We start from the raw sequence: 22,074 nt of genomic DNA, 5'->3' as shown, positions 1-22,074 counted from the left end.
TTCACTAAAAAATAGTTGGAAATAACTCGAGATAAACGGATTTTAATCGGTATTAGCGGTAGTATTGCAGCTTATAAAGCTGGTGATTTAGTCCGTAAATTACGGGATCTGGGTGCTGAAGTTAGAGTAGTCATGACTGAGACTGCTCAAAAATTTATTGCTCCACTCACTTTTCAAGCCTTGAGTAGTAACCCAGTTCATACTAGCCTCATGGACCCATCGCAAGAATTAGCTATGGGGCATATTGCTTTAGCCAGATGGGCAGATTTAATATTAATTGCCCCAGCTTCTGCAGATATTATTGCTCGAATTGCTCAAGGTCGTGGCAATGATTTACTTACTGCTATCTGTCTAACCACTACAGCTCCACTTGCGGTTGCTCCTAGTATGAATCAGCAAATGTGGCACGCTATAGCAACTCAAGAAAACATCGCTACTTTAACTCGACGAGGCGTAAGAATATGGGGGCCTAACGAAGGAAATCAAGCCTGTGGTGAATGGGGTTTAGGGAGGATGGCAGAGCCTAAGGAACTTATTTATCAAATAACAAAATTATTTATTGAACCCTATCTAGCAGGGTTATCGGTATTAATTACTGCGGGTCCTACTCGAGAGTACTTAGACCCAGTTCGTTTTTTAAGCAATCGGAGTTCTGGAAAAATGGGCTATGCTTTAGCTGAAGCTGCAGAAAGTGCAGGAGCTCAGGTAACGCTAATTAGCGGTTCTACCAGTTTGGATACTCCTTTTAGAGTGCAAAAAATTACAATAGATACTGCGCAACAGATGAGTGAGCAGGTGTTATCACTTATAACTAAGACAGATATTTTTATTAGCTGTGCTGCAGTATCGGATTACCAATCTACCCAAATATTATTACAAAAAATAAAAAAAACAGACAAAAATATAACATTAGAACTAAAGCAAACTATAGATATTCTAAAAACAGTTGGAGAGCAACCTCATAGACCTTTTTTAGTAGGATTTGCAGCTGAAACAGAAAATTATAAAGAAAATGCTAGATCTAAATTCATCGCAAAAAATCTCGATATGATAGTAGTAAATCCAGTTGGGTATCATCAAGGATTTGAAGTAGATACAAATGAATGTACAGTTATGTGGGATAAAGGGGAGATAGACTTTCCTTTATATCCAAAAACAATACTTGCTCAAAAACTTATACAGCAAATAGCTTGGTGCTATCATGAAAAACATCCAAGTTAAAATTTTAGATTCTCGCTTAGGTACTGAAATTCCCCTGCCTCATTACGCAACTTCTGGGGCTGCTGGATTAGATTTACGGGCTTGCATTTCTAATGATTTAGCAATACTACCAAATACCACTGAACTTATTCCAACAGGATTAGCAATACATATTGCAGATCCTACATTAGCTGCTGTACTACTACCTCGCTCTGGATTAGGACATAAACATGGCATTGTTTTAGGTAACTTAGTAGGACTTATTGATAGTGATTATCAAGGAGAGATTCTTATTTCTTGCTGGAATAGAGGATCTGATCCTTTTATTATTACTATAGGTGAACGAATTGCTCAAATGGTATTTGTCCCTATTATTCAAGTTTCATTCAAAACTGTTGAATCATTTACTACTAGCCATCGAGGGGAAGGGGGTTTTGGTCACACAGGAAAATATTAATTATAGTTTTTAACCTATCTTACTCCAATAAAATTGGGAGAAATAAATTGAAAAACCAATTATGTAAAGAAAATAATAATATTCCTACCTCTATTTTTAAAGCCTACGATATTCGTGGTATAGTCAATGAAGATCTTACGCCTGAAATTGTTTATAGCATTGGGCAAGCACTGGGTAGCGAAAGCCAAGAATTTCACCATCAAAAAAATATAGTAGTAGGGCGAGATGGTCGCTTATCTGGTAAAGATCTTTCCCATGCTCTTATCGAAGGATTACAAAATTCAGGTTGCCATATAATAGATATTGGTTTGGTGCCTACCCCTATACTCTATTTTGCCACTTATTTTTTAGAAACTGGGGCAGGTATCATGGTAACAGGTAGCCATAATCCTCCAAATTATAATGGGTTAAAAATGATTTTAGGGGGAAATACACTAGCTCTAGAGGCTATCCAAAGGTTACGTCAGCGAATTGAGAATAAAAATTACCTTTATGGGACAGGAAGTGTAAAAATCCTAGATGTTATACCTTCTTATCTTCAAAAAATTACAGCAGATATAAAGCTCTTTCGGTCTTTAAAAATTATTGTTGACTGTGGTAGTGGTGCTGCGGGAGAAGTTGCTCCTTACTTGTATCGAGCAATGGGTAACGAAGTGATAGAGCTCTATTGCGATATTGATGGTCATTTTCCTCATCATCACCCTGATCCTAGCCAGCCAGAAAATTTAAAAGATCTTATCCGAAAAGTTAAGGAAGAAAAGGCGGATATAGGCTTTGCGTTTGATGGAGATGGAGATCGCTTAGGGGTAGTTGACTCTAAAGGAAACATAATTTGGCCTGATCGCCAACTCATGCTCTATGCTAAGGACGTAGTTTCTCGAAATCCAAAAGCAATTATTCTATATGATGTGAAATGCTCCCGTCACTTAGATCTAATAATTAAGAGTGCTGGGGGTAGCCCTATGATGTATAAAACAGGACACTCTTTAATTAAAGCAAAAATGAAAGAAACAGATGCTTTACTTGCTGGAGAAATGAGCGGTCATATTTTCTTTAAAGAACGATGGTATGGTTTTGATGATGCTTTATATACTGGAGCAAGGTTACTTGAAATTTTAGCTAAAAATACAAAAAATTCTGCTGAAGTATTCGATGAGCTACCCAACGATATTAGTACTCCAGAAATTAGAGTAAATATGGCTGAAGGGACGCATTTCCAATTTATGGAAAAATTACTCCTACAAGCTAAATATCCATCAGATACAAAAATTATTTCTATTGATGGATTACGAGTAGAATTTAAAGATGGCTGGGGTTTAGTTCGTCCATCCAATACTACCCCCTCACTTATTCTCCGTTTTGAAGCAGATAATGCCGTAGCATTAGAGCGAATAAAAAATACTTTTAAAGAATTCATACTACAAGTAGATCCAGAATTAATTTTATCTTTTTAATTTCTATGCAACCCTCCATTACCGATCGTGCATTCAATATAGCTCATGTTTTAACTAAAGCCCTACCTTATATCCAACGTTTTTCAGGAAAAACTATCGTCATTAAATATGGTGGTAATGCAATGGTTGATAACGAGCTAAAAGAGAGTTTTGCTCAAGATATTGTACTGATGAAACTAGTAGGTATTCATCCTATTATTGTTCATGGAGGTGGACCTCAAATTGGGCAACTACTGGCAAAAATGGGTAAGGAAAGTGAGTTTATTCAGGGAATGCGAGTCACTGATAAAGAAACCATGGATGTAGTTGAAATGGTATTAGGAGGGCAAGTTAACAAAGAGATCGTCAATCTCATTAATAAGCGAGAGGGTCGTGCCGTTGGGCTCACTGGTAAAGATGGAGGATTAATTCAAGCTGAAAAACTCCATTTAAAGCCAAATATCTCGGACTCTATATTAGAAAAAAACCCAGAACTTATTGATATGGGTTATGTGGGAAAAGTAAAACAAATTAATACTCAGATCATTTATACGCTTACGCAGGGAAAATTTATTCCTGTTATTGCTCCTGTAGGTGTGGGGGAAGATGGGCATTCTTATAATATTAATGCTGATTTAGTAGCAGGAAAAATTGCTGAATCTCTAGGTGCTGAGAAGTTAATATTATTAACCAACACTCAAGGAGTACTGGATAAATCAGGTGATTTACTTACAGGACTAACTACTACTCAAGTGAATGATTTAATCGCAGATGGTACTATTTCTGGTGGAATGCTTCCCAAAATTCAATGTGCCTTAGAAGCTGTAGCTCATGGAGTAAAATCTGCTCATATTATTGATGGGCGAGTACAACATGCAGTATTGCTGGAATTATTTACCGATGAAGGAATTGGCACTTTTATTAAAAACAAATAACATAGTTATTTATTTTTAATAAATACATACCATTACTCTATACCATACTGATCTCGATACACTTTCACTCGATCTAAATACTGCTCCATAGTAGGTGATTTTGATAAATAAGTAATTAAATGAGTTAAGGAGGCAATACTTATTACTGGAATGCCATATTGAGTGGTAATTTCTTGTGCTGCAGATTGAGTACCTTTTCCTCTTTCTTGCCGATCCAAAGAAATGACTACTCCTGTCAAAATTCCTCCTGCATCTTTTATCAGTGTGACAGATTCTCGTACTGAAGTTCCAGCAGAAATTACATCATCCACAATAAGTACTTTTTGACTATTAAGAGATGCACCAATGATAGTGCCTCCTTCTCCATGATCTTTTGGCTCTTTACGGTTAAATGCATAACCTATATCTTGTTTGAATTTCTCAGATAAAGCTATGGCAGTAGCTGCTACTAGAGGAATTCCTTTATAAGCAGGGCCAAATAAAATATCAAATTCAAGATTTGCCTGAGAAACTCGATGAGCATAGAATCTTCCAAGGTGAGCTAAGTCACTACCGTAACTAAATAATCCACTATTAAAGAAATAGGGGCTAATTCTTCCTGACTTTAAGGTAAATTCTCCAAATCTAAGGATATTTCTTTTAATTGCGAACTCAATAAATTCTTTCTGATAATCTTTCATTTTTTTAAATAAATGTATTTTGAATGTCTATAAACACTTCCGTTTAATTACATACTGGCACACTTTTTTCCAAGCTATTATGTCGACTCCCGTAGTTATTGCTTTTTTTATGGGTTTTGCAAGCGGATTCCCACTGCTACTAACAGGATCAGTACTTCAGGCTTGGATGAAAAAAGAGCATATAGATCTAAGTACGATTGGGTTATTTTCTTTGGTTGGTCTTCCTTATACTTTAAAATTTCTTTGGGCACCTCTATTAGATAGCTATACTCCTAAATATTTAGGTCGTCGCCGAGGTTGGTTATTATGGGCACAAATAGGCGTAATTATTACATTATTTATCTTAAGTTTTACTCATCCTACCCATAGTGCCACTATAGCTAGTGTTGCCTTATTAGTTACTTTTTTTTCAGCACTACAGGATAATGTAATAGATGCTTATCGAAGGGAAAGCCTAGCAGATCATGAGCTAGGTTTAGGATCTGCATTTTATGTCAATGGTTATCGTTTAGGTATGTTGATAACCTCTGCAGGTGGATTAATCCTTGCTGATTATATCACTTTTCCTCAAATATACCGCTTATTTACAGTAATGATGTTTATTGGTGTGATTACTACTTTATTTGCTCCAGAACCCCAAATTCTAACTAGTACTCCTAAAGGGATAATAGAATCTATTACTGCACCATTTAAAGAGTATTTTTCACGGTCCAATGCCTTACTCATCCTATTTTTTATTTTGTTTTATAAGCTTGGAGATAGCATGGCAGGTCATATGACTATTCCTTTTTATCTCTCACTAGGTTATTCCACCTCTGAAATAGGACTTATTGTTAAAGGATTTGGGTTAGGCACTACGATACTTGGTGGAATACTTGGTGGAGTATTGATGTTAAAAGTTACTATTTATCGAGCACTATGGATATTTGGTATTTTACAAGGATTATCTATTTTAGGTTTTTCTCTATTAGCTATCTCCAACCATGATTTATTAGCTCTTATTTTAGCGGTGAGCTTTGAGAATTTTACCTCTGGAATGGGAACCACTGCTTATGCCGCTTTTATGGCCAGTTTAACTCATAAAACATTTACGGCAACTCAATATGCTTTATTTTCAAGCTTTATGGGTATCCCCCGAGTAATTATGACTGCACCTACAGGATTTACTGCTGAATACTTAGGATGGGTATTATTCTTTATTTTTTGTACTTTATGTACCATACCTGGATTATTACTATTACGTAAACTAGAAAAACTAGCAACCTAATTTAGATCTTAGTTCTAAAGGCAGTGTAGTTATTCCTGCAATACGTATCTGTTTATCTCGACTCATTGCTCCAGCAACTATATCAATCCTACTTTTATTTACCTCAAATAACTTTGATAAAAAATTAATTAAATAAAGATTAGCTTTCCCTTCAATAGGAGGAGCAGTTATTTTGATTTTAAGTTGATTTGCATGAATGCCTAAAATTTCATTACGACGTGCATTAGGTTGAAGGCGTATACGTACGATAATTCCATCTTGTACTCGATCAAACCATGAAGATACAATCATATAAAATGAGGAAATAGAGGATCTATAAACATAGATAGTATCTCAAGACCAATTAAAGCAGCGATAGGAGATAAATCTATACCACTAATAAGAGGAATTAAATTTTGTACTGGTCGAAGTATAGGATCAGTAAGATGGTATAGTGGGATAAGTGCAGGGTTATAACTATTTGGCATAATCCAACTTAGAACTGCTCGGAAAATAATTGCCATTTCCAATATCTTAAATCCTATTCCAATAAGATCCCCAATACTTGCCATAAATAGGGTAAATAGGGAAGGGATTCCAAAGGTTAGGCTTGCAATAATAGCCAGCTTCACTAACGCTAAGATAAGTAGTAACGCAATACAAGCAGTATCTATATTACCTACAGGAGGAATATAGCGACGTAAAGGGCGAAGAGCAGGTTGTGTGACTGTAATTAAGAATTGAGCGACAGGATTATGAAAATCGGTGCGTACCCACTGAAGAAATAGGCGTAACATGACTGCTAGAATATAGCAGCTAAATAGTATATCAATAGTGAATATTAAAGGATTTATGAAATAGTGATTAGGCATCATGGATTGCTCCCAATTCTTGGGTTAACTCTTGAGCACGGTGATGAGCAGCTTGTAAAGCTTGAAAAAAAATCTCTCTGAGATTTGCTGTTTCTAAAGAGGAAATAGCACGCTCTGTTGTCCCCTTAGGAGAGGTAACTTGCTGTCGTAAAATAGCAGCACTTTGATCTCGATGATCATTTACCATCTTAGCTGCTCCTAGTGCAGTTTGAAAAGTAAGTATACGAGCACTCTGCGGATCTAATCCTAGCTGGACAGCCGCTTCTTCCATAGCCTCCATCACTAGGAAAAAATAAGCAGGACCACTTCCTGATAGGGCAGTGACAACTTCCATTAAGGTTTCATCTTCTAGCCAAAGTACTAATCCCACCGCATGAAATATAGATTCTGCTAATTTTTTCTGATCTATATTTACGTGTTTATTAGCAAATAAAGCGGTAGCTCCTGTTTGTACTGAAGAAGGAGTGTTAGGCATCGCACGTAAAATAGGAACCGGCTTTTTAAACCAATTGGATAAATCTGTGACTCTAATACCTGCAGCAATACTTAACCATAGAGGATTATTATCTATTAAATGATTTAGTTCTGTAACAACCCCTTTCATCTGTTGTGGTTTTACCGCTAAAACGACTACATCTGTACTTTGTACTCCTTGAGCGTCGTTTGCTGTAATTTGTACGCCAAAATGTTGATGTAGGGAATCTAGTTTTTTTAGATCTAGATCCGTTACCCAAATATTTTTAGGATTAAATCCTGTTTTAATCAGCCCACTAATAAGACTAAATGCCATATTTCCCCCACCAATAAAGGTAAGGGTATAATCGCTTTTTAATTCCATATGTAACTATGTACGATTTTATGTGCTTTTTTGAGAGCGAGATCCAAAAATTGCAGTACCTATTCGAACTAAAGTTGCTCCTTCAGCAATAGCAGCTTCTAAATCATCAGTCATCCCTATAGATAAAGTATCTAACTCAAATCCTATATTGCGTAGCTCGCACCATAGATCATATAAAACTTTAAAAGGTTTTCGCTGCTCTTCAAAATCATGAGTAATGGCAGGTACTGTCATAAGCCCCCGTAAGGAGAGATTAGGTATCAATGCTACTTCTTTTGCTAATTTGATTAAATCCTTTGGAAGAACACCTGATTTTGAGGTTTCATCACTGGTTTTAACTTGTAAACATATACTTAATACATCCAAATCTGATGGTCGTTGATCGCTCAATCTTTGAGCGACTTTCAACCGATCTACACTGTGAACCCAGCTAAAATGACTCGCAATATCTCGAGTTTTATTTGATTGAATAGGACCAATAAAATGCCATTCAAAGTTTTCTTTTTTTAATGCCTCAATTTTAGTGAGGCCTTCTTGTAAGTAGTTTTCCCCAAATACTCGCTGTCCGCAAGAAGCCGCTGTCAGAATTGCCTCTGGGGCGCAGGTTTTTGTAGCAGCTAAAAGAGAAACACTGCCCGGTGCTCGATTAAAGCGTTGCTCTGCTTGAGCAATACGCTCATGAACTTGAGCAAGTTGCTGTGCAATATCTACCATATTTTTTCTTAGTTATTCCTTAGCTATTGTAAACTTTATTTGAAAATTGAGGGTAAATTACCCTATATGATATAAAAAATTCAAATTTTTGCCTCTTATTCTATGGATATTAATACACTACTCGCTTTTACTGTTAAAAATGGAGCCTCTGATTTGCATATTTCATCGGGGCTTCCCCCTATGGTGCGAATGGATGGGGATATTCACCGACTTAATTTACCCGTCTTAGAGCATAAAGAGGTTCATTCCATGCTCTACAATATCATGAATGATAGGCAACGTAAGGAGTATGAAGAAAATCTGGAAACAGACTTCTCTATTAATTTACCTAGCCTTGCTCGTTTCCGTGTTAATGCTTTTACTCAAAATCGGGGAGCTGCTGCAGTACTTCGAACTATTCCTTCTAAAATACCCAGTTTAGAGGAAATTAATGCTCCTGAAAAATTTAAGGAAATTTCAAATCATCCAAGAGGGGTAGTATTAGTAACAGGACCTACTGGGTCAGGAAAATCTACTACTTTAGCTGCTATGATTAATTACAAAAACGAAAATGAGCATGCTCATATTCTTACTATTGAAGATCCCATTGAATTTGTTCATGAGAGCAAAAAATGTCTTATTAATCAGCGAGAAATTCATCGAGATACCCGTGGTTTTAATGAGGCATTAAGATCTGCATTACGTGAAGATCCTGATGTTATTCTTGTTGGAGAAATGCGAGACTTAGAGACTATTCGTTTAGCCCTTACAGCAGCAGAGACAGGACATTTAGTATTTGGTACTCTTCATACTAGCTCTGCAGCTAAAACGATAGATCGTATTATTGATGTTTTTCCAGCAGCAGAAAAAGGTATGGTGCGTTCCATGCTCTCTGAATCATTGCAAGCTGTCATCGCCCAAACCCTTCTTAAGAAAAATGGCGGAGGAAGAGTGGCAGCCCATGAAATTATGATAGGTACCTCAGCTATTCGTAATCTTATTCGAGAGGATAAAATCTCTCAGATATACTCTACAATACAAACTAGCCAAGGGGTAGGCATGCAAACTTTGGATCAATGTCTTACAGATCTTATACGTAAAGATTTAATTACCAAACAAGAAGCTACTAAAAAAGCATTAAGCAAGGATCTTTTTCGATAACTCACCCCTATAGAGAGATAGCACTTAAAATCAATCTAGCTTATTATGGTTGTATATTTTTTAAAAATCTTAAGCGATTAAGCTTATTGATTAATAGAATTATATTTGCTTTATTTATTACGATGAAAAACACACTAAAGCATAGAGATCAAGTAATGAAAAAATTTCTACAACTTATAGTTTTTTTTATATTAGTAGCAAGTGTATATTCCACTCAAACTTGGGCAGAAGGTAATAATCAGTCTCAAGGGGCTGATTATGAAAATTTATCTTGCTTAACAAAAGATAAAAACTATGTGATTCACTTTACCGCATATCAGCCGGCTGCAGCAGAAGAGGGGAAATCAAAATCATCAGCATTTCAACGCTATTGCCAAGATCTTCCTGAAATTGGCACTACTTATATTTCTATTGATCTTTTAGATGAGTACGCAAGAAAAAAGCCGATCATGCTCCGAATTGTAGAAATAGATCAGGAAAAAAAAGAGGGTAAACTCTCAGAGAAAAGAACCCTAATTACAGTACCAGAAAAAACCTATGCTACAGGCCTCATAGAATCACAAACTGTATTTGATGAAAAAGGGATATATGCTGCTATTTTAACCATTGATGGAGAAGATATTTCTATTCCTATGCGTGTAGGGATGAATAAATCCATTTCCCAAGGAAAGCAAATTGGAATAATAGTCATTATATTATTAGTAATCGGTTTAGTTGGTTATTTGTTCTATCGTTCTAAATCTAAAAATAATGGGGTAAAAGTGTAGATCAGAAGTTAATTTAGATAATTTATTATGATGAGATCATTACTATTTTTTTTAATAGCATTTGCTGCTATTTCAGTATTTGCTGATGAAGACTATTTAAAATTACCAGAAGATATTCAATCTGCCATTTCCCCATCAGGGATAGATATTATCTCTGATTCGTTTGACATGGCTAATGATCAAGGTATGTTTCTTTGGAATGCAGATTCTAGAAATTATCTCCATTGTGCTAAGAAAATATCGGCTATAAGAATATTTTGCGAAACAGGCGAGGCAATAGGTAATTTGGGCATACGTGCCCCATTTAATATCTTTGAAGAAAGTGGATTTGGAGCAAAAAGCTGGGCAATAGCCGCAGGAAGCGTCATCCCAGGACTTGGTCATTTGGTGGGCGGAGCACTAGGACTTGGTATGGGTGCTTTTAAAGGATTGGCTGAAGGCGTAGTTTACTCGTATCCTGCACTTATTGAAGGTCCTTCTATTATGGAAGTACCTACAGGAAGAGAGCGATCAAAAAGCGTAGTTACTGAGCAAGTATTAAGCCCATCCTATAAAGCTCATACTGATGAAGAGAAGTATCAAGCTGGAAAAGTACTTTTATCCATTGGAGATGCTTTCTCAGCTAAAGAGCGAGCTATTGCTAGGGCGAAAAATTTAGTGCTTGCAACACAGCAAAGAGGTAGATAACTAATTAATGAATAGGAGCTATTCGGTTAAACGCAACTACAGAAACTACAAGTAGGGCAAAAACAATGGTTATTGTCTCAATCTGCTCTCCTATCAAAAAATAAGAAGCAATGATTGTAATAAATGGTTGCAATAATAAAAGCTGGCTAGTACGCACAACACCGCCTAATACTAACCCTTTATTCCAAAGAAAAAAAGCAAATAGTTGGCTAACTAATGCTAAATAGAAAAAACTACCCCAAACAGTAAATGAAAATTGATTAAGGTGATCAGGTATGTAGTAGATAGCTGGGAGCAATATACAAGGGAAAGAAAGTACCAATGCCCAACAAATTACTTTCCAACCACCTATCTCTTTAGAGAGTATGCCACCTATAGCGTAGCCAGCTCCTGCCAGTAAAGCAGCTGCAAACAAAGCCACATCTCCCCACATAAATTCCCTGAACCCTTTTAATACAGAGAAAATACCTACTAAGCATGCCCCACATATACCTGAAAGCCAAAAAGCAAGGGAAGGCTTTTCGTGAGAAAGCCAAGCACCAATAATAGCAGTAGCTAGAGGTAGAATACCTAAAACCACTCCCCCGTGGGCAGCAGGTACTGATTGCATTGCCCAAGCAGAGAGCAAAGGAAATCCAATGACTACTCCTAAAGCTACTAAAAACAGTTGTCCTATTTGTTTTTTACTAGGAATTGGGGTTTTGCTCACAAATAGTAATAACCCTGCAACTAAAGAGGCTACGACTGCACGTCCTAGCCCGATAAACATAGGGTCAAAATAAACTACTGTAAAACGGGTAACAGGTAGAGTAAATCCAAAAGCAACTACGCCTAAAAAACCAAGAATTAACCCTTTTTGTTCATTGCTCATAGTTATTTAACAACTACTTTCTCAAGTACAGCTACTGCAGTCTCTATACCCTTCCTAGAAATACCTAAATGATCGCTGCTTGAAGTTGAAATTTGTTCGTAGCTCCAATTAAAACTCCATAGGATTTTAGCTGCTCGCTCACTTCAAAGGCAGATAACCCTGTACCTACCTCATTAAAAAAAACAATATTCGTTTCTATTTAAGCCAAATTATGATCTTCGACAAGTTGATCAATGTGATTCTCTAAAGCATGAATTCCAGCTGAGCTAAGATACCTACTTGTCGCATGCTACCTTCTAAGCGTTGTTTCCACCACCAGGCTGTGCTTCAATAAAATCTCGACTTTCCGCAACAAGTATGCCACCAGCTGGGCAGCCTAATTCTTTACTTAAATAAAACTAAGCACTGTCAAAGAGTTGAGTATATTCCTTAATGTCAATACCGCAACCGTTGCATTAAAAATTATTACTCTATCTAAATGAAGAATAAATTAATGATCTTAGGCTATTTTTACAATTTCTTGAATAATAGCTAGCGGCCAGTGCCACTGCCTAAATTAGTAGTTTATTCAACACATTTGAATTACTCACTTTATTTAGTTTAGAACTAGCTCACTACACCCTCGTAATCAAAACCTGATTCTTCTATAGCTTTAGCAACTAAAGTGTCGTTATTAATATCGGTAACTGTTACTTGCTTTTTTTCTAAATCAACAGTTACAGTAGCCTCTGGTAGGGCGTTAATAATGGCATTTTCAACTGATCTAGCACAACCTTGGCAAGTCATACCACCTACTTTATAAATTTTTTCCACTGAAATTCTCCTGGATTATTTAAAATAGTTCATCCCATTATGGATGCCAGCGGCGTAAAAGTAATGAGTTTGATACAACACTCACTGAGGACATGGCCATAGCAGCACCTGCAACCACAGGGCTAAGCATCCCAAAAGCAGCTAAGGGAATCGCAATTACATTATAAGCAAAAGCCCAGAATAAGTTTTGGCGAATTTTCTGATAAGTAGCCCGAGAAACGGATAAAGCGGATGCTACTAAGCTAGGATCTCCTCGCATTAAAGTAATCCCAGCTGTTTCCATCGCCACATCACTACCTGTGCCCATAGCCATACCCACATCTGCAGCGGCTAAAGCAGGAGCATCATTTACTCCATCACCTACCATCACTACATGATGACCTTGGTTTTTAAGAGATTGAATTTGATTGGCTTTATCTTCAGGGAGCACTTCAGCAATGACTTGATCAATTCCTAGCTTATCTGCCACCACTTGTGCTACCCCACGATTATCCCCTGTGAGGATTACGGTAGTAATTCCTTGCTCCTGTAAGGAACTGACTGCTTGTCGAGCAATCTCTTTTATGGGATCAGAGACTGCAATTACTCCCAATAATTGGGAAGAATATTGCGGTAAAGCAACCCACATTAAGGTATGACCTTGATGCTCTAAAGTTTCTCCTTGGGAGGATAAGGGGGATAGATCGATATTATGCTCTTTCATTAAACGGCGATTACCAACTAAAATTGCTCTCTCTTGAATAGTTGCTTGAAAACCTCGCCCAGGTAAATTACGGAAATTTTTCGGCTGAGATAAGACAAGGGTTTGCTCCTCTGCTTTTTTTAATATAGCTTTTGCGAGAGGATGCTCGCTTCCTTGCTGAGCTGATGCTACTAGCTGTAGCAATTCCTCTTTAGTATCCGATAAAGGATAAACTTCAGTAACACTCGGCTGACCTTCAGTTAAAGTTCCTGTTTTATCAAATACTACTGTATTGCTATTTTGGGCACTTTCTAACGCTATTGCATCTCGAATTAAAATGCCATGACGAGCAGCTACCCCTGTACCTACCATTAGGGCAGTAGGGGTTGCTAACCCTAAAGCGCACGGGCAGGCAATGACAAGCACAGAAATAGCAGATCTAAATGCTATTTCCACCGATCCATCTATAAACCACCAGCTTAGGAAAGTTATGAATGCAACAGTCACCACTGCAGGTATAAAAACATGAGTCACTTTATCTACTAGCTTCTGTACTGGAGCTTTACTTGCCTGGGCATCTTCTACTAAGTGAATAATTCGAGCTAAGGTGGATTCAGATCCTACAGTAGTGGCACGAATTTTTAGTAATCCTTCTCCATTAATAGATCCTCCAGTCACGATTTCTCCCTGTTCCCGGAGTATAGGTAAACTCTCTCCTGTAATCAAAGATTCGTCAAGTTGGCTACTTCCTTCTAAAATAATACCATCAACTGGTACTCGCTCCCCGGGTCGAATCAATACGACCATATCAGTCATTACTTGATCCACCGGCATTTCAATGAAATTTCCATCTTGCTCTACTCGTGCTTGATCAGGGCGAAGTGCCATTAAAGAGCGTATGGCAGAGGCAGCACTTCGTTTTGCTTTGCCTTCTAGCCACTTTCCTAATAAAATTAGGGTAATGAGCATAGCAGAGGCTTCAAAGTATAAATGCCCTTCACCGGTAGAAGATAGCATATTCCAGACACTCAATCCCCAAGCAGCGCTAGTACCCAGCACTACTAACACATCCATATTTCCCATTCCACCTCGAAGGGATTGATAAGCACCTATATAAAATCGACTACCTATCCAAAATTGAATAGGGGTGGCAAGCAAAAATTGAGCAAAAGCAGGTAAATCTGCATGGATGCCAAAAGGCATAAATAGCATAGGTAGAGATAAAGGTAAGGTCAGTAAAGCAGAAATCCATAGTCGCCTTAATTCCTGCCGTTCATGAATTTTTATTCTTTCTTTTTCTTGTACTTCTCTTTCTGCAAAGCTGGATAGTGGTTCAGCAGTAAATCCTGCTTTTTCAATAGCAGAGATAATTTGGGTATTACTTAAAGTTCCCTCTGAGATTTTAACTACCACTCGTTCAGTTGCAAGATTTACCGTAACTTCATGAACTTCAAGCAGTTGCTTTAATACTTTTTCTAGACGTACGGTACAGGCAGTACAAGTCATACCACTCACTTGAAATTCTAAATTCTCTGTTGGTACAGAAAAACCTGCTTGGGTAATAATATGATAAATTTCGTCTTTAGAGATAGATTTAGGATCAAGAATAAGTCGTGCCTGTTCTAAGGCTAAATTGACTTGTGCATTTACTATGCTGGGAGCCTTATTAAGTACTCGCTCTAAGCGAGTTGCACAGCTTGCACAGGTCATTCCTTGGATAGGTAAAGTAAAGATATTATTTTCTTTATCTATACCTGCTTTATCATCCTTGAGCAAGGACTCATTAATTGTATTAGTTACTACCTTAACCATATATGAATGCTCCTTAATAGATATAGAAATTCCTCTTAATACTTATCATCCTACCACCTTAATTTCTAAAGGAAGCTTAAATTTTCTATAGCAAAATATGATAGCTTGGCAAAAATACATTCATAAATTACCTTCTCTTCTTCAGAATCGAGTTCAAAATCATCTCGCTTGTTTCCAACAAGCACTAGGCAGCAATACAGGCTTAGATTTTGATCAACATATTGAGAAAACTCTTTGTTTTGTATGGGCAATAAGTGATTATGTAGCAAGAAGCTGTACTCACCAACCTAACCTACTATTTGATTTACAAGATAGTGGAGATTTATTCCGATCTTATGAATCAAATACGTATTCCAATACGCTAGAACAACTATTATCGAATATTAGCTATGAATCAGAATTAATAGCTATATTACGGTACTTTCGTCGCCGAGAAATGGTACGGATTATTTGGCGCGATCTTACCCATTGGGCAGAAATTGAAGAGACATTCATTGATCTTTCAAAGCTTGCAGAGACTTGTTTAAATAGTGCTTTAGATTATTTACAATCTTGGCAAACTCAACAAATGGGTATCCCCTATGGTAGCTCCTCTAACAACCCTCAAAAAATAATAGTACTTGCTATGGGTAAACTAGGAGGAGAAGAGTTAAACCTATCCTCAGACATCGATCTTATTTTTGTTTATCCTGAATCAGGAGAAACACAAGGTGGAAAAAAGAGCATAAGTAATGAGGAGTATTTCACTCGATTAGCTCGATCTCTAATTCGTGTTCTTTCTTCCTTAACGCCTGAAGGGTTTGTATTTCGCGTAGATACCCGCCTACGACCTGATGGAGACTCGGGCCCTTTAGTATCTAGTTTTGATGCGATAAAAAATTACTATCAATACCAAGGCAGGGATTGGGAACGCTATGCTATGGTGAAGATGAGAGCAGTGGTAGGTGATCAGTATACAAAAAACTATCTAACAAATATTTTACATAACTTTACTTATTACCCGCACTCAGAACCGAATGTAATTCTCTCTTTAAAAGAGATGAAATCTCTAATCAACAGAGAATTACAACAAAAAAAAGATGAAGCTAATATTAAGCTGGGGGTAGGAGGAATTCGTGAGATTGAATTTATTGTTCAGTCTTTCCAGCTAATTTACGGGGGGGAAGATCCTAATTTACAGGAGCAAAATATTTTTTTTATCCTGAACTACTTAATTAAAAAAGACTACCTTCCTAGTTATATAGGTGATGAATTACGGAGTGCCTATGTATTTTTACGCCAAGTTGAAAATCGTATCCAAGCCTATCGAGATGAGCAAACCCATACGCTTCCTACTAATTTAGAGAATCAAATACGTTTAAGTTTTGCGATGGGGTATGAAGATTGGGAACACTTTTCAATTGAACTTAATCACCATCGGAATAAGATTCAAAGATATTTCGAGGAATTATTTACCGCATCTAGCTATATATACTATAAAACCCATCCAAAGGAACAATTAGAGCAAGATCAATCTACATACCATATCGATGGCTCTACAAATATTGCCTTAAATCCAATAGATTATCTATGCCCTACAAAAATAGCAGAAACATTAAAACAACTAGAACAATCTTGGTCAATTCGTGCGCTTAGTAAGAGAAGTCAAGCACAGTTAAAGCAGTTGATTCTTCGGCTGTTGGAGATAATTAATCATATTGAAAAGCCAGAACAGGGGTTACAACGAATTGTGACTTTACTGGAGGCTATTGCAAAGCAACCTATTTATTTTGATTTATTATTGAAACACCCAGAAATTCTATCCCAACTAGCCAATTTGTGCACAGCTAGTCCATTTATTGCCCGTCAACTTACTCACTACCCTGTACTATTAGCTGAGCTAGCAAACCCAAATACACTTTATCAAGTACCTAGTTTTCATCAATTAGCTAAAAATTTAGAACAACTGTTATCGACTTCTACCTCAGAAGATTTAGATCAAAAAATGGATGTGCTACGTCATTTTCGCCATCGGGAAGCCTTAAGAGCAGCAGTTGCTGATATTACAGGGGCTTTACCACTTATGCGCATTGGAGATTATTTGACTTATCTGGCTGAAGTTATTGTAAAAAAATCCTTAGAATTAAGCTGGCAATACTTAGTAAATCAATATGGGTATCCTTGTAATATTGATATAAATAGCCCAGTGGAGAACTGCAGTTTTATTGTAATTGGTTATGGAAAATTAGGAGGCTATGAGCTTGGATATAGCTCTGATCTAGATTTAGTTTTTCTCTATAATACATTTACTGATGAATTAGCAAATAGAGAGCAGAAAACAATACATCCTACTATTTTTTATAGTCGTTTAGGACAACACCTTATCCAGATATTACAAACCTTAACACCTTTAGGGAAGTTATATGATATTGATATGCGTCTTCGACCTGGGGGTACTTCTGGACTCTTAGTAAATAGTTTTGAATTTTATAAAGACTATCAATACAATCAGGCATGGATTTGGGAACATCAAGCTTTAGTTCGGGCTCGATTTATTGCTGGAGATAAACAACTTGCTACTAGTTTTGCACTGCTACGGAATAAAATTCTTTCACGCCAACGGAATCTAGAAGAATTACAAACTGAAATATGTAGTATGCGTAGCAAAATGCAGAGTGAGTTAGATCGGAGTCAATCTGATTTATTTGATCTAAAGCAAGGTAGAGGAGGAATTGCCGATATAGAGTTTATTGCTCAATATGGGGTACTTGCTTGGTCTCATAAGCATCCAAGCTTACTTAAATATCCAGATAATATCCGTATCATCGAAGAACTTGCTCAAATAGGATTAATTTCTTTAGAAGATAGTCAAAAACTTACAAATTCTTATCGCACTTACCGTGCAGCAGCAAATCGCCTTAGCCTTCAAGAACAAGATGATTTAATTGAAAGTAAGTACTTTGATAGAGAGCGTAATGAGATTCAAGCACTGTGGGCTAAGCTACTCACAGCTTAGGTATTTCTAGGGTAGAATAAACGGTAAATAATTAAAGGGAGAATAAGTTAATGAATACTATGGATGACAGAGATGGTGTCATCTGGCTAGATGGTAATTTAGTGCCTTGGCGAGAGGCTAAGGTTCATGTACTTACTCATACTTTGCACTATGGTATGGGGGTTTTTGAAGGGGTACGAGCCTATCAAACTCAGTCAGGAACCGCAATCTTTCGTTTACAAGACCATACAGATCGTTTATTTCGTTCTGCACATATTTTAAATATACCTATTCCCTACGATAAAGAAACCCTTAATCAAGCTCAATGCTTAGTAGTAGAGAAGAATAATCTAGATACAGCTTATATCCGCCCTATGTGCTTTTATGGTTCTGAAGGAATGGGATTACGAGCTGATAACTTAAAAGTTCATGTAATGGTTGCTGCATGGTCTTGGGGTTCCTACTTGGGAGCTGAGAATATGGAAAAAGGGATTAAAGTAAAAACTTCTTCCTATGCTCGTCACTATGTAAATAGCATGATGTGCAAAGCTAAAGCAAATGGAAATTATTTAAACTCTATGCTTGCCTTACAGGAAGCACTCTCTGTAGGTTGTGACGAAGCGCTACTGCTGGATACTGATGGATATGTGGCTGAAGGTAGTGGTGAGAATATATTTATCATCCGTGACAATATCATTTATACCCCTGATCTAACTTCTGCATTAGATGGTATTACTCGAGATACTGTTTTTCATCTTGCTCAAGAATTGGGTATTTCTATTCGAGAAAAACGGATTACTCGGGATGAAATTTATGTAGCTGATGAAGCATTTTTTACTGGAACTGCAGCAGAAATTACTCCTATTAGGGAGTTAGATGGTAGATCCATTGGATTAGGCTCCAGAGGACTTATCACGCAACGATTACAGACTCTATATTTTGATCAAGTTTATGGTCGAAGAGATTTTCATTCAGAATGGCTTACACCTATAATTAACAATTAACAGATACAAATAAGATCTTAAATATGGCTGGACATAGTAAGTGGGCAAATATTCAACACCGTAAAGGAGCTCAAGATGCTAAACGAGGAAAAATTTTTACTAAATTAATTAGGGAAATTACCGTAGCTGCTCGAATGGAAGGGGGAGATCCGACAAGCAGCCCTAGATTACGTGCTGCCATAGATAAAGCTTTTGCAGCTAATATGCCAAAAGATAAGGTAGAGCGAGCTATTCAACGGGGTGCAGGGGATATAGAAGGCGTATCTTACGAAGAGATACGCTATGAAGGCTATGGTCCTTGTGGCGTAGCCATTATGGTAGATTGTATGACGGACAATAGAAATCGTACTGTTGGTGAAGTACGCCATGTGTTTAGTAAGAGAGGTGGGAACTTAGGCACAGAAGGTTCAGTTGCTTATTTATTTGAAAAGAAAGGAATAGTGAGCTATTCAGCTGACTGTAATGAAAATAAAATTATGGATATAGCCATTGAAGTAGGTGCTGAAGATGTGGTTATAAATGAGGATGGTTCTATCGATGTTTTTACTCAACCAGAGGGGTGGGAAGCTATAAAAAATAAGTTTGAAGCAACAGGATTAAAGCCAGATCAAGCAGAAATTATTCATCATGCTTCTACAACTGTTGATTTAGGAGTAGAAGATGCAGAAAAAATGATGGCATTGATTGAAGCATTAGAGGATTTAGATGATGTACAACAAGTACACAGTAATGCAAATTTCCCGCAAGAAGTACTAACCTCTACTTAGTACTTAGTTTAGCTTTGAGATAAAACTTTGCTTAGGGTTCATGACTAGAATTCTTGGTATTGATCCAGGATCTCGCATTACGGGCTATGGACTTATAGAAGCTGAAGGTAATGAAGTACATTATATTAAAGTAGGAAATATTAAGACCAGCACAAATAGTTCCTTCACTGATCGATTAGGCATTATTTTCCGTGAAATAAGTCTTATTATTGAGGAGTATTGCCCACATGAGGTAGCTATAGAGCAAGTTTTTATGCATCGCAATCCTGATTCTGCTATAAAGTTAGGGCAAGCTCGAGGTGCAGCTATCTGTGCGGCAACAAATAAGCTATTGCCTATTTTTGAATATTCACCTACCCAAATTAAACAAGCTGTCGTGGGTCATGGTCATGCTACTAAATCTCAAGTACAGTATATGATTCGGCTACTGCTTAAACTTACCCTAACACCTACAGCAGATGAAGCAGATGCGCTCGCTTGTGCCTTTTGCCATAGTCATACAGCATTTACATTTTCTGAAATTGCTTATAGCCAGAAAATAATAAAACGAGAACGAGGTAGAGGGCGTTATTATCGATGATCAGCCGTTTACATGGTATTTTATTGGAAAGGAAAATTCCTTTTTTATTATTAGATGTTCATGGAGTAGGTTATGAAGTAGAGGTACCTGTCTCCATATTTGCTTCCCTTCCGGATACTGGATCAGAGGTCACACTTCATACTCATCTTGTGGTTAGAGAAAATGCTTACTTACTTTATGGATTTATTAATCAAAAAGAACTCTCTCTATTTCGTCATTTAATTAAAGTGAATAGCGTCGGTGCTAAACTCGCTCTTGCTATTTTATCTGGCATAGATGCAGCTACCTTCATTCAATGTATTCATGAAAAAGATATTACCCGTCTTATTAAATTACCTGGTATCGGTAAAAAAACAGCTGAGCGACTTATTTTAGAAATGAGTGATAAGTTGAGTAGTTCAGTTGAAGGAAGTAATTTAATTTACAGCACACAAGGTAATGTAAACTCAGTTATCACTGATGCAGTACAAGCATTGATAAATTTAGGGTATAAGCCAAAAGAATCCTTCGAAATTATTCGCCAAATTGATACTGCAGAATTAACTACACCAGAAATTATTCGCCAGGCATTACAAATTATTGGAAGGTCATGATTTTAGACCAGAGTATCCTTTCTCCTAAAAGGATAGATAAAGAAAGTTCTACTGATACTATACGTCCTACAAGGCTAGCAGATTATATTGGACAACCCAAAGTACGGCAACAAATGGATATTTTTATTTCTGCAACTCGTACACGAGGAGAAGCTTTAGATCATGTACTTATTTTTGGACCACCGGGACTAGGTAAGACTACTCTATCCCATATTATTGCCCATGAGCTTGGTGTTAATTTAAGACAAACTTCTGGACCCGTATTAGAGCGACCAGGAGATCTAGCTGCACTGTTAACTAACTTGGAGCCTAGAGATGTACTTTTTATTGATGAAATTCATCGATTAAATTCTGTAGTAGAAGAAGTACTTTATCCAGCTATGGAAGATGGGCAAATTGATATTATGATTGGAGAAGGTCCAGCCGCTCGATCGATTAAACTAGATTTAGTTCCTTTTACTTTAGTTGGGGCAACAACAAGAGCAGGGTTACTGACCTCCCCACTTCGGGATAGATTCGGTATTATTCAACACTTGGAGTTTTATGCCCTTGAGGATTTAGTGTTAATTATTGAACGTGCTGCACGTATATTAAATATCAGTTTAGATAAAAATGGTGCTTTAGAGATAGGCAATCGTGCACGAGGAACACCTAGGATTGCAAACCGGTTACTAAGAAGAGTACGAGATTATGCTGATATTAAGAATAATGGTCAAATTAGCCGGCAAATAGTGCAAGAGGCTTTAGATTTATTAGATGTGGATACTCACGGTCTTAATACCATAGATCGTAAATTATTACTTACCATGATTGAAAAATTTCATGGTGGCCCGGTAGGGGTAGATAATTTAGCTACTGCCCTTGGCGAGGATCGCGGATTACTAGAGGATGTGGTAGAACCATTTTTAATTCAACAAGGGTTCTTAATGCGCACTCCTAGAGGACGTGTTGCTACTTCGAGTGCTTATCTCCATTTTGGGTTAAATCCAATAGGATAGTTTTTAGAACT

Annotated in this window: 22 protein-coding genes; 14 read left to right on the top strand and 8 right to left on the bottom strand. The window is 37.1% G+C overall.

All coding sequences use genetic code 11. From position 1 onward, the window contains the following. Positions 1-15 precede the first annotated feature (15 nt). From coaBC to argB, 4 genes are read left to right on the top strand one after another with little or no spacing between them, the layout of a single operon-like run. Positions 16-1,221: a bifunctional phosphopantothenoylcysteine decarboxylase/phosphopantothenate--cysteine ligase CoaBC gene (coaBC, locus tag NSCAC_RS08350; protein WP_197744344.1), complete on the top strand. Its 1,206-nt coding sequence runs from the start codon at positions 16-18 to the stop codon at positions 1,219-1,221. After that, positions 1,202-1,657: a dUTP diphosphatase gene (dut, locus tag NSCAC_RS08345; protein WP_332087661.1), complete on the top strand. Its 456-nt coding sequence runs from the start codon at positions 1,202-1,204 to the stop codon at positions 1,655-1,657. Before coaBC ends, dut begins: the two co-directional genes overlap by 20 nt. Before the next feature lie 47 nt (positions 1,658-1,704). Next, positions 1,705-3,111, top strand: coding sequence for a phosphomannomutase/phosphoglucomutase (locus NSCAC_RS08340; RefSeq protein WP_232085926.1), 1,407 nt, complete (start codon positions 1,705-1,707; stop codon positions 3,109-3,111). A 5-nt stretch (positions 3,112-3,116) separates the two neighbouring features. Further along, a complete protein-coding gene (argB, locus tag NSCAC_RS08335) occupies positions 3,117-4,025 on the top strand; it encodes an acetylglutamate kinase (RefSeq protein WP_197744343.1) in 909 nt (302 codons plus the stop codon). A 32-nt stretch (positions 4,026-4,057) separates the two neighbouring features. On the opposite strand, the gene pyrE is transcribed toward argB, so the two are convergent. Next, positions 4,058-4,705 (bottom strand): orotate phosphoribosyltransferase, encoded by a 648-nt coding sequence (gene pyrE / locus NSCAC_RS08330; RefSeq protein WP_197744342.1) that lies wholly within the window; start codon positions 4,703-4,705, stop codon positions 4,058-4,060. Positions 4,706-4,724: 19 nt separating this feature from the next. Between pyrE and NSCAC_RS08325 the strand changes: the two genes are divergently transcribed. Beyond that, a complete protein-coding gene (locus tag NSCAC_RS08325) occupies positions 4,725-5,972 on the top strand; it encodes an AmpG family muropeptide MFS transporter (protein ID WP_232085925.1) in 1,248 nt (415 codons plus the stop codon). On the opposite strand, the gene NSCAC_RS08320 is transcribed toward NSCAC_RS08325, so the two are convergent. From NSCAC_RS08320 to NSCAC_RS08305, 4 genes are read right to left on the bottom strand one after another with little or no spacing between them, the layout of a single operon-like run. Continuing rightward, the gene (locus tag NSCAC_RS08320; protein WP_197744341.1) at positions 5,961-6,263 is read right to left on the bottom strand and encodes a DUF167 family protein; all 303 of its coding nucleotides are present in this window, start codon (positions 6,261-6,263) and stop codon (positions 5,961-5,963) included. The genes NSCAC_RS08325 and NSCAC_RS08320 overlap by 12 nt on opposite strands. After that, positions 6,260-6,826 carry a YggT family protein gene (locus tag NSCAC_RS08315; RefSeq protein ID WP_232085924.1) on the bottom strand — a complete coding sequence of 189 codons (567 nt, stop codon included), beginning with the start codon at positions 6,824-6,826 and terminating at the stop codon, positions 6,260-6,262. Before NSCAC_RS08315 ends, NSCAC_RS08320 begins: the two co-directional genes overlap by 4 nt. Beyond that, a complete protein-coding gene (proC, locus tag NSCAC_RS08310; protein WP_197744340.1) occupies positions 6,816-7,661 on the bottom strand; it encodes a pyrroline-5-carboxylate reductase in 846 nt (281 codons plus the stop codon). The genes NSCAC_RS08315 and proC overlap by 11 nt, the downstream gene beginning before the upstream one ends. Before the next feature lie 18 nt (positions 7,662-7,679). After that, positions 7,680-8,375 (bottom strand): YggS family pyridoxal phosphate-dependent enzyme, encoded by a 696-nt coding sequence (locus NSCAC_RS08305; protein WP_197744339.1) that lies wholly within the window; start codon positions 8,373-8,375, stop codon positions 7,680-7,682. Between the two features lie 102 nt (positions 8,376-8,477). Between NSCAC_RS08305 and NSCAC_RS08300 the strand changes: the two genes are divergently transcribed. The 3 genes from NSCAC_RS08300 (at position 8,478) to NSCAC_RS08290 (ending at position 10,969) form a co-directional block, all read left to right on the top strand. Continuing rightward, positions 8,478-9,515 carry a type IV pilus twitching motility protein PilT gene (locus NSCAC_RS08300; RefSeq protein ID WP_197744338.1) on the top strand — a complete coding sequence of 346 codons (1,038 nt, stop codon included), beginning with the start codon at positions 8,478-8,480 and terminating at the stop codon, positions 9,513-9,515. A 155-nt stretch (positions 9,516-9,670) separates the two neighbouring features. Then, a complete protein-coding gene (locus NSCAC_RS08295) occupies positions 9,671-10,282 on the top strand; it encodes a hypothetical protein (RefSeq protein ID WP_197744337.1) in 612 nt (203 codons plus the stop codon). A gap of 27 nt (positions 10,283-10,309) precedes the next feature. Then, positions 10,310-10,969 carry a hypothetical protein gene (locus tag NSCAC_RS08290; RefSeq protein ID WP_197744336.1) on the top strand — a complete coding sequence of 220 codons (660 nt, stop codon included), beginning with the start codon at positions 10,310-10,312 and terminating at the stop codon, positions 10,967-10,969. 4 nt (positions 10,970-10,973) lie between these two features. Here the strand turns inward: NSCAC_RS08290 and NSCAC_RS08285 are convergent, their stop codons facing one another. From NSCAC_RS08285 to NSCAC_RS08275, 3 genes are all read right to left on the bottom strand, one after another. Next, positions 10,974-11,840, bottom strand: coding sequence for a DMT family transporter (locus NSCAC_RS08285; protein ID WP_197744335.1), 867 nt, complete (start codon positions 11,838-11,840; stop codon positions 10,974-10,976). A 606-nt stretch (positions 11,841-12,446) separates the two neighbouring features. Then, on the bottom strand, positions 12,447-12,653 hold the full coding sequence (locus NSCAC_RS08280) for a heavy-metal-associated domain-containing protein (RefSeq protein WP_197744334.1): 207 nt from the start codon (positions 12,651-12,653) through the stop codon (positions 12,447-12,449). 37 nt (positions 12,654-12,690) lie between these two features. Further along, positions 12,691-15,147 carry a heavy metal translocating P-type ATPase gene (locus tag NSCAC_RS08275; RefSeq protein ID WP_197744333.1) on the bottom strand — a complete coding sequence of 819 codons (2,457 nt, stop codon included), beginning with the start codon at positions 15,145-15,147 and terminating at the stop codon, positions 12,691-12,693. A 100-nt stretch (positions 15,148-15,247) separates the two neighbouring features. Between NSCAC_RS08275 and glnE the strand changes: the two genes are divergently transcribed. From glnE to ruvB, 6 genes are read left to right on the top strand one after another with little or no spacing between them, the layout of a single operon-like run. Further along, on the top strand, positions 15,248-18,142 hold the full coding sequence (gene glnE / locus NSCAC_RS08270) for a bifunctional [glutamate--ammonia ligase]-adenylyl-L-tyrosine phosphorylase/[glutamate--ammonia-ligase] adenylyltransferase (protein WP_197745361.1): 2,895 nt from the start codon (positions 15,248-15,250) through the stop codon (positions 18,140-18,142). A 50-nt stretch (positions 18,143-18,192) separates the two neighbouring features. Further along, complete coding sequence (locus NSCAC_RS08265; protein WP_197744332.1) at positions 18,193-19,125, top strand: branched-chain amino acid transaminase; 933 nt, start codon at positions 18,193-18,195, stop codon at positions 19,123-19,125. Between the two features lie 23 nt (positions 19,126-19,148). After that, complete coding sequence (locus NSCAC_RS08260) at positions 19,149-19,892, top strand: YebC/PmpR family DNA-binding transcriptional regulator (RefSeq protein ID WP_197744331.1); 744 nt, start codon at positions 19,149-19,151, stop codon at positions 19,890-19,892. Between the two features lie 40 nt (positions 19,893-19,932). Next, entirely contained in the window at positions 19,933-20,472 is a 540-nt protein-coding gene (ruvC, locus tag NSCAC_RS08255; protein WP_197744330.1) for a crossover junction endodeoxyribonuclease RuvC, read from the top strand. Continuing rightward, a complete protein-coding gene (gene ruvA, locus NSCAC_RS08250) occupies positions 20,469-21,065 on the top strand; it encodes a Holliday junction branch migration protein RuvA (protein ID WP_197744329.1) in 597 nt (198 codons plus the stop codon). The genes ruvC and ruvA overlap by 4 nt, the downstream gene beginning before the upstream one ends. Further along, positions 21,062-22,063 (top strand): Holliday junction branch migration DNA helicase RuvB, encoded by a 1,002-nt coding sequence (ruvB, locus tag NSCAC_RS08245; RefSeq protein ID WP_197744328.1) that lies wholly within the window; start codon positions 21,062-21,064, stop codon positions 22,061-22,063. Before ruvA ends, ruvB begins: the two co-directional genes overlap by 4 nt. The last annotated feature ends 11 nt before the right edge of the window (positions 22,064-22,074 follow it).

Source organism: Candidatus Nitrosacidococcus tergens (genome assembly GCF_902810445.1).
GTDB classification, from domain to species: Bacteria; Pseudomonadota; Gammaproteobacteria; order Nitrosococcales; family Nitrosococcaceae; genus Nitrosacidococcus; species Nitrosacidococcus tergens.
The sequence above is the reverse complement of the archived record's forward strand: the minus strand, read 5'-3'. Positions and strand labels throughout refer to the sequence as shown.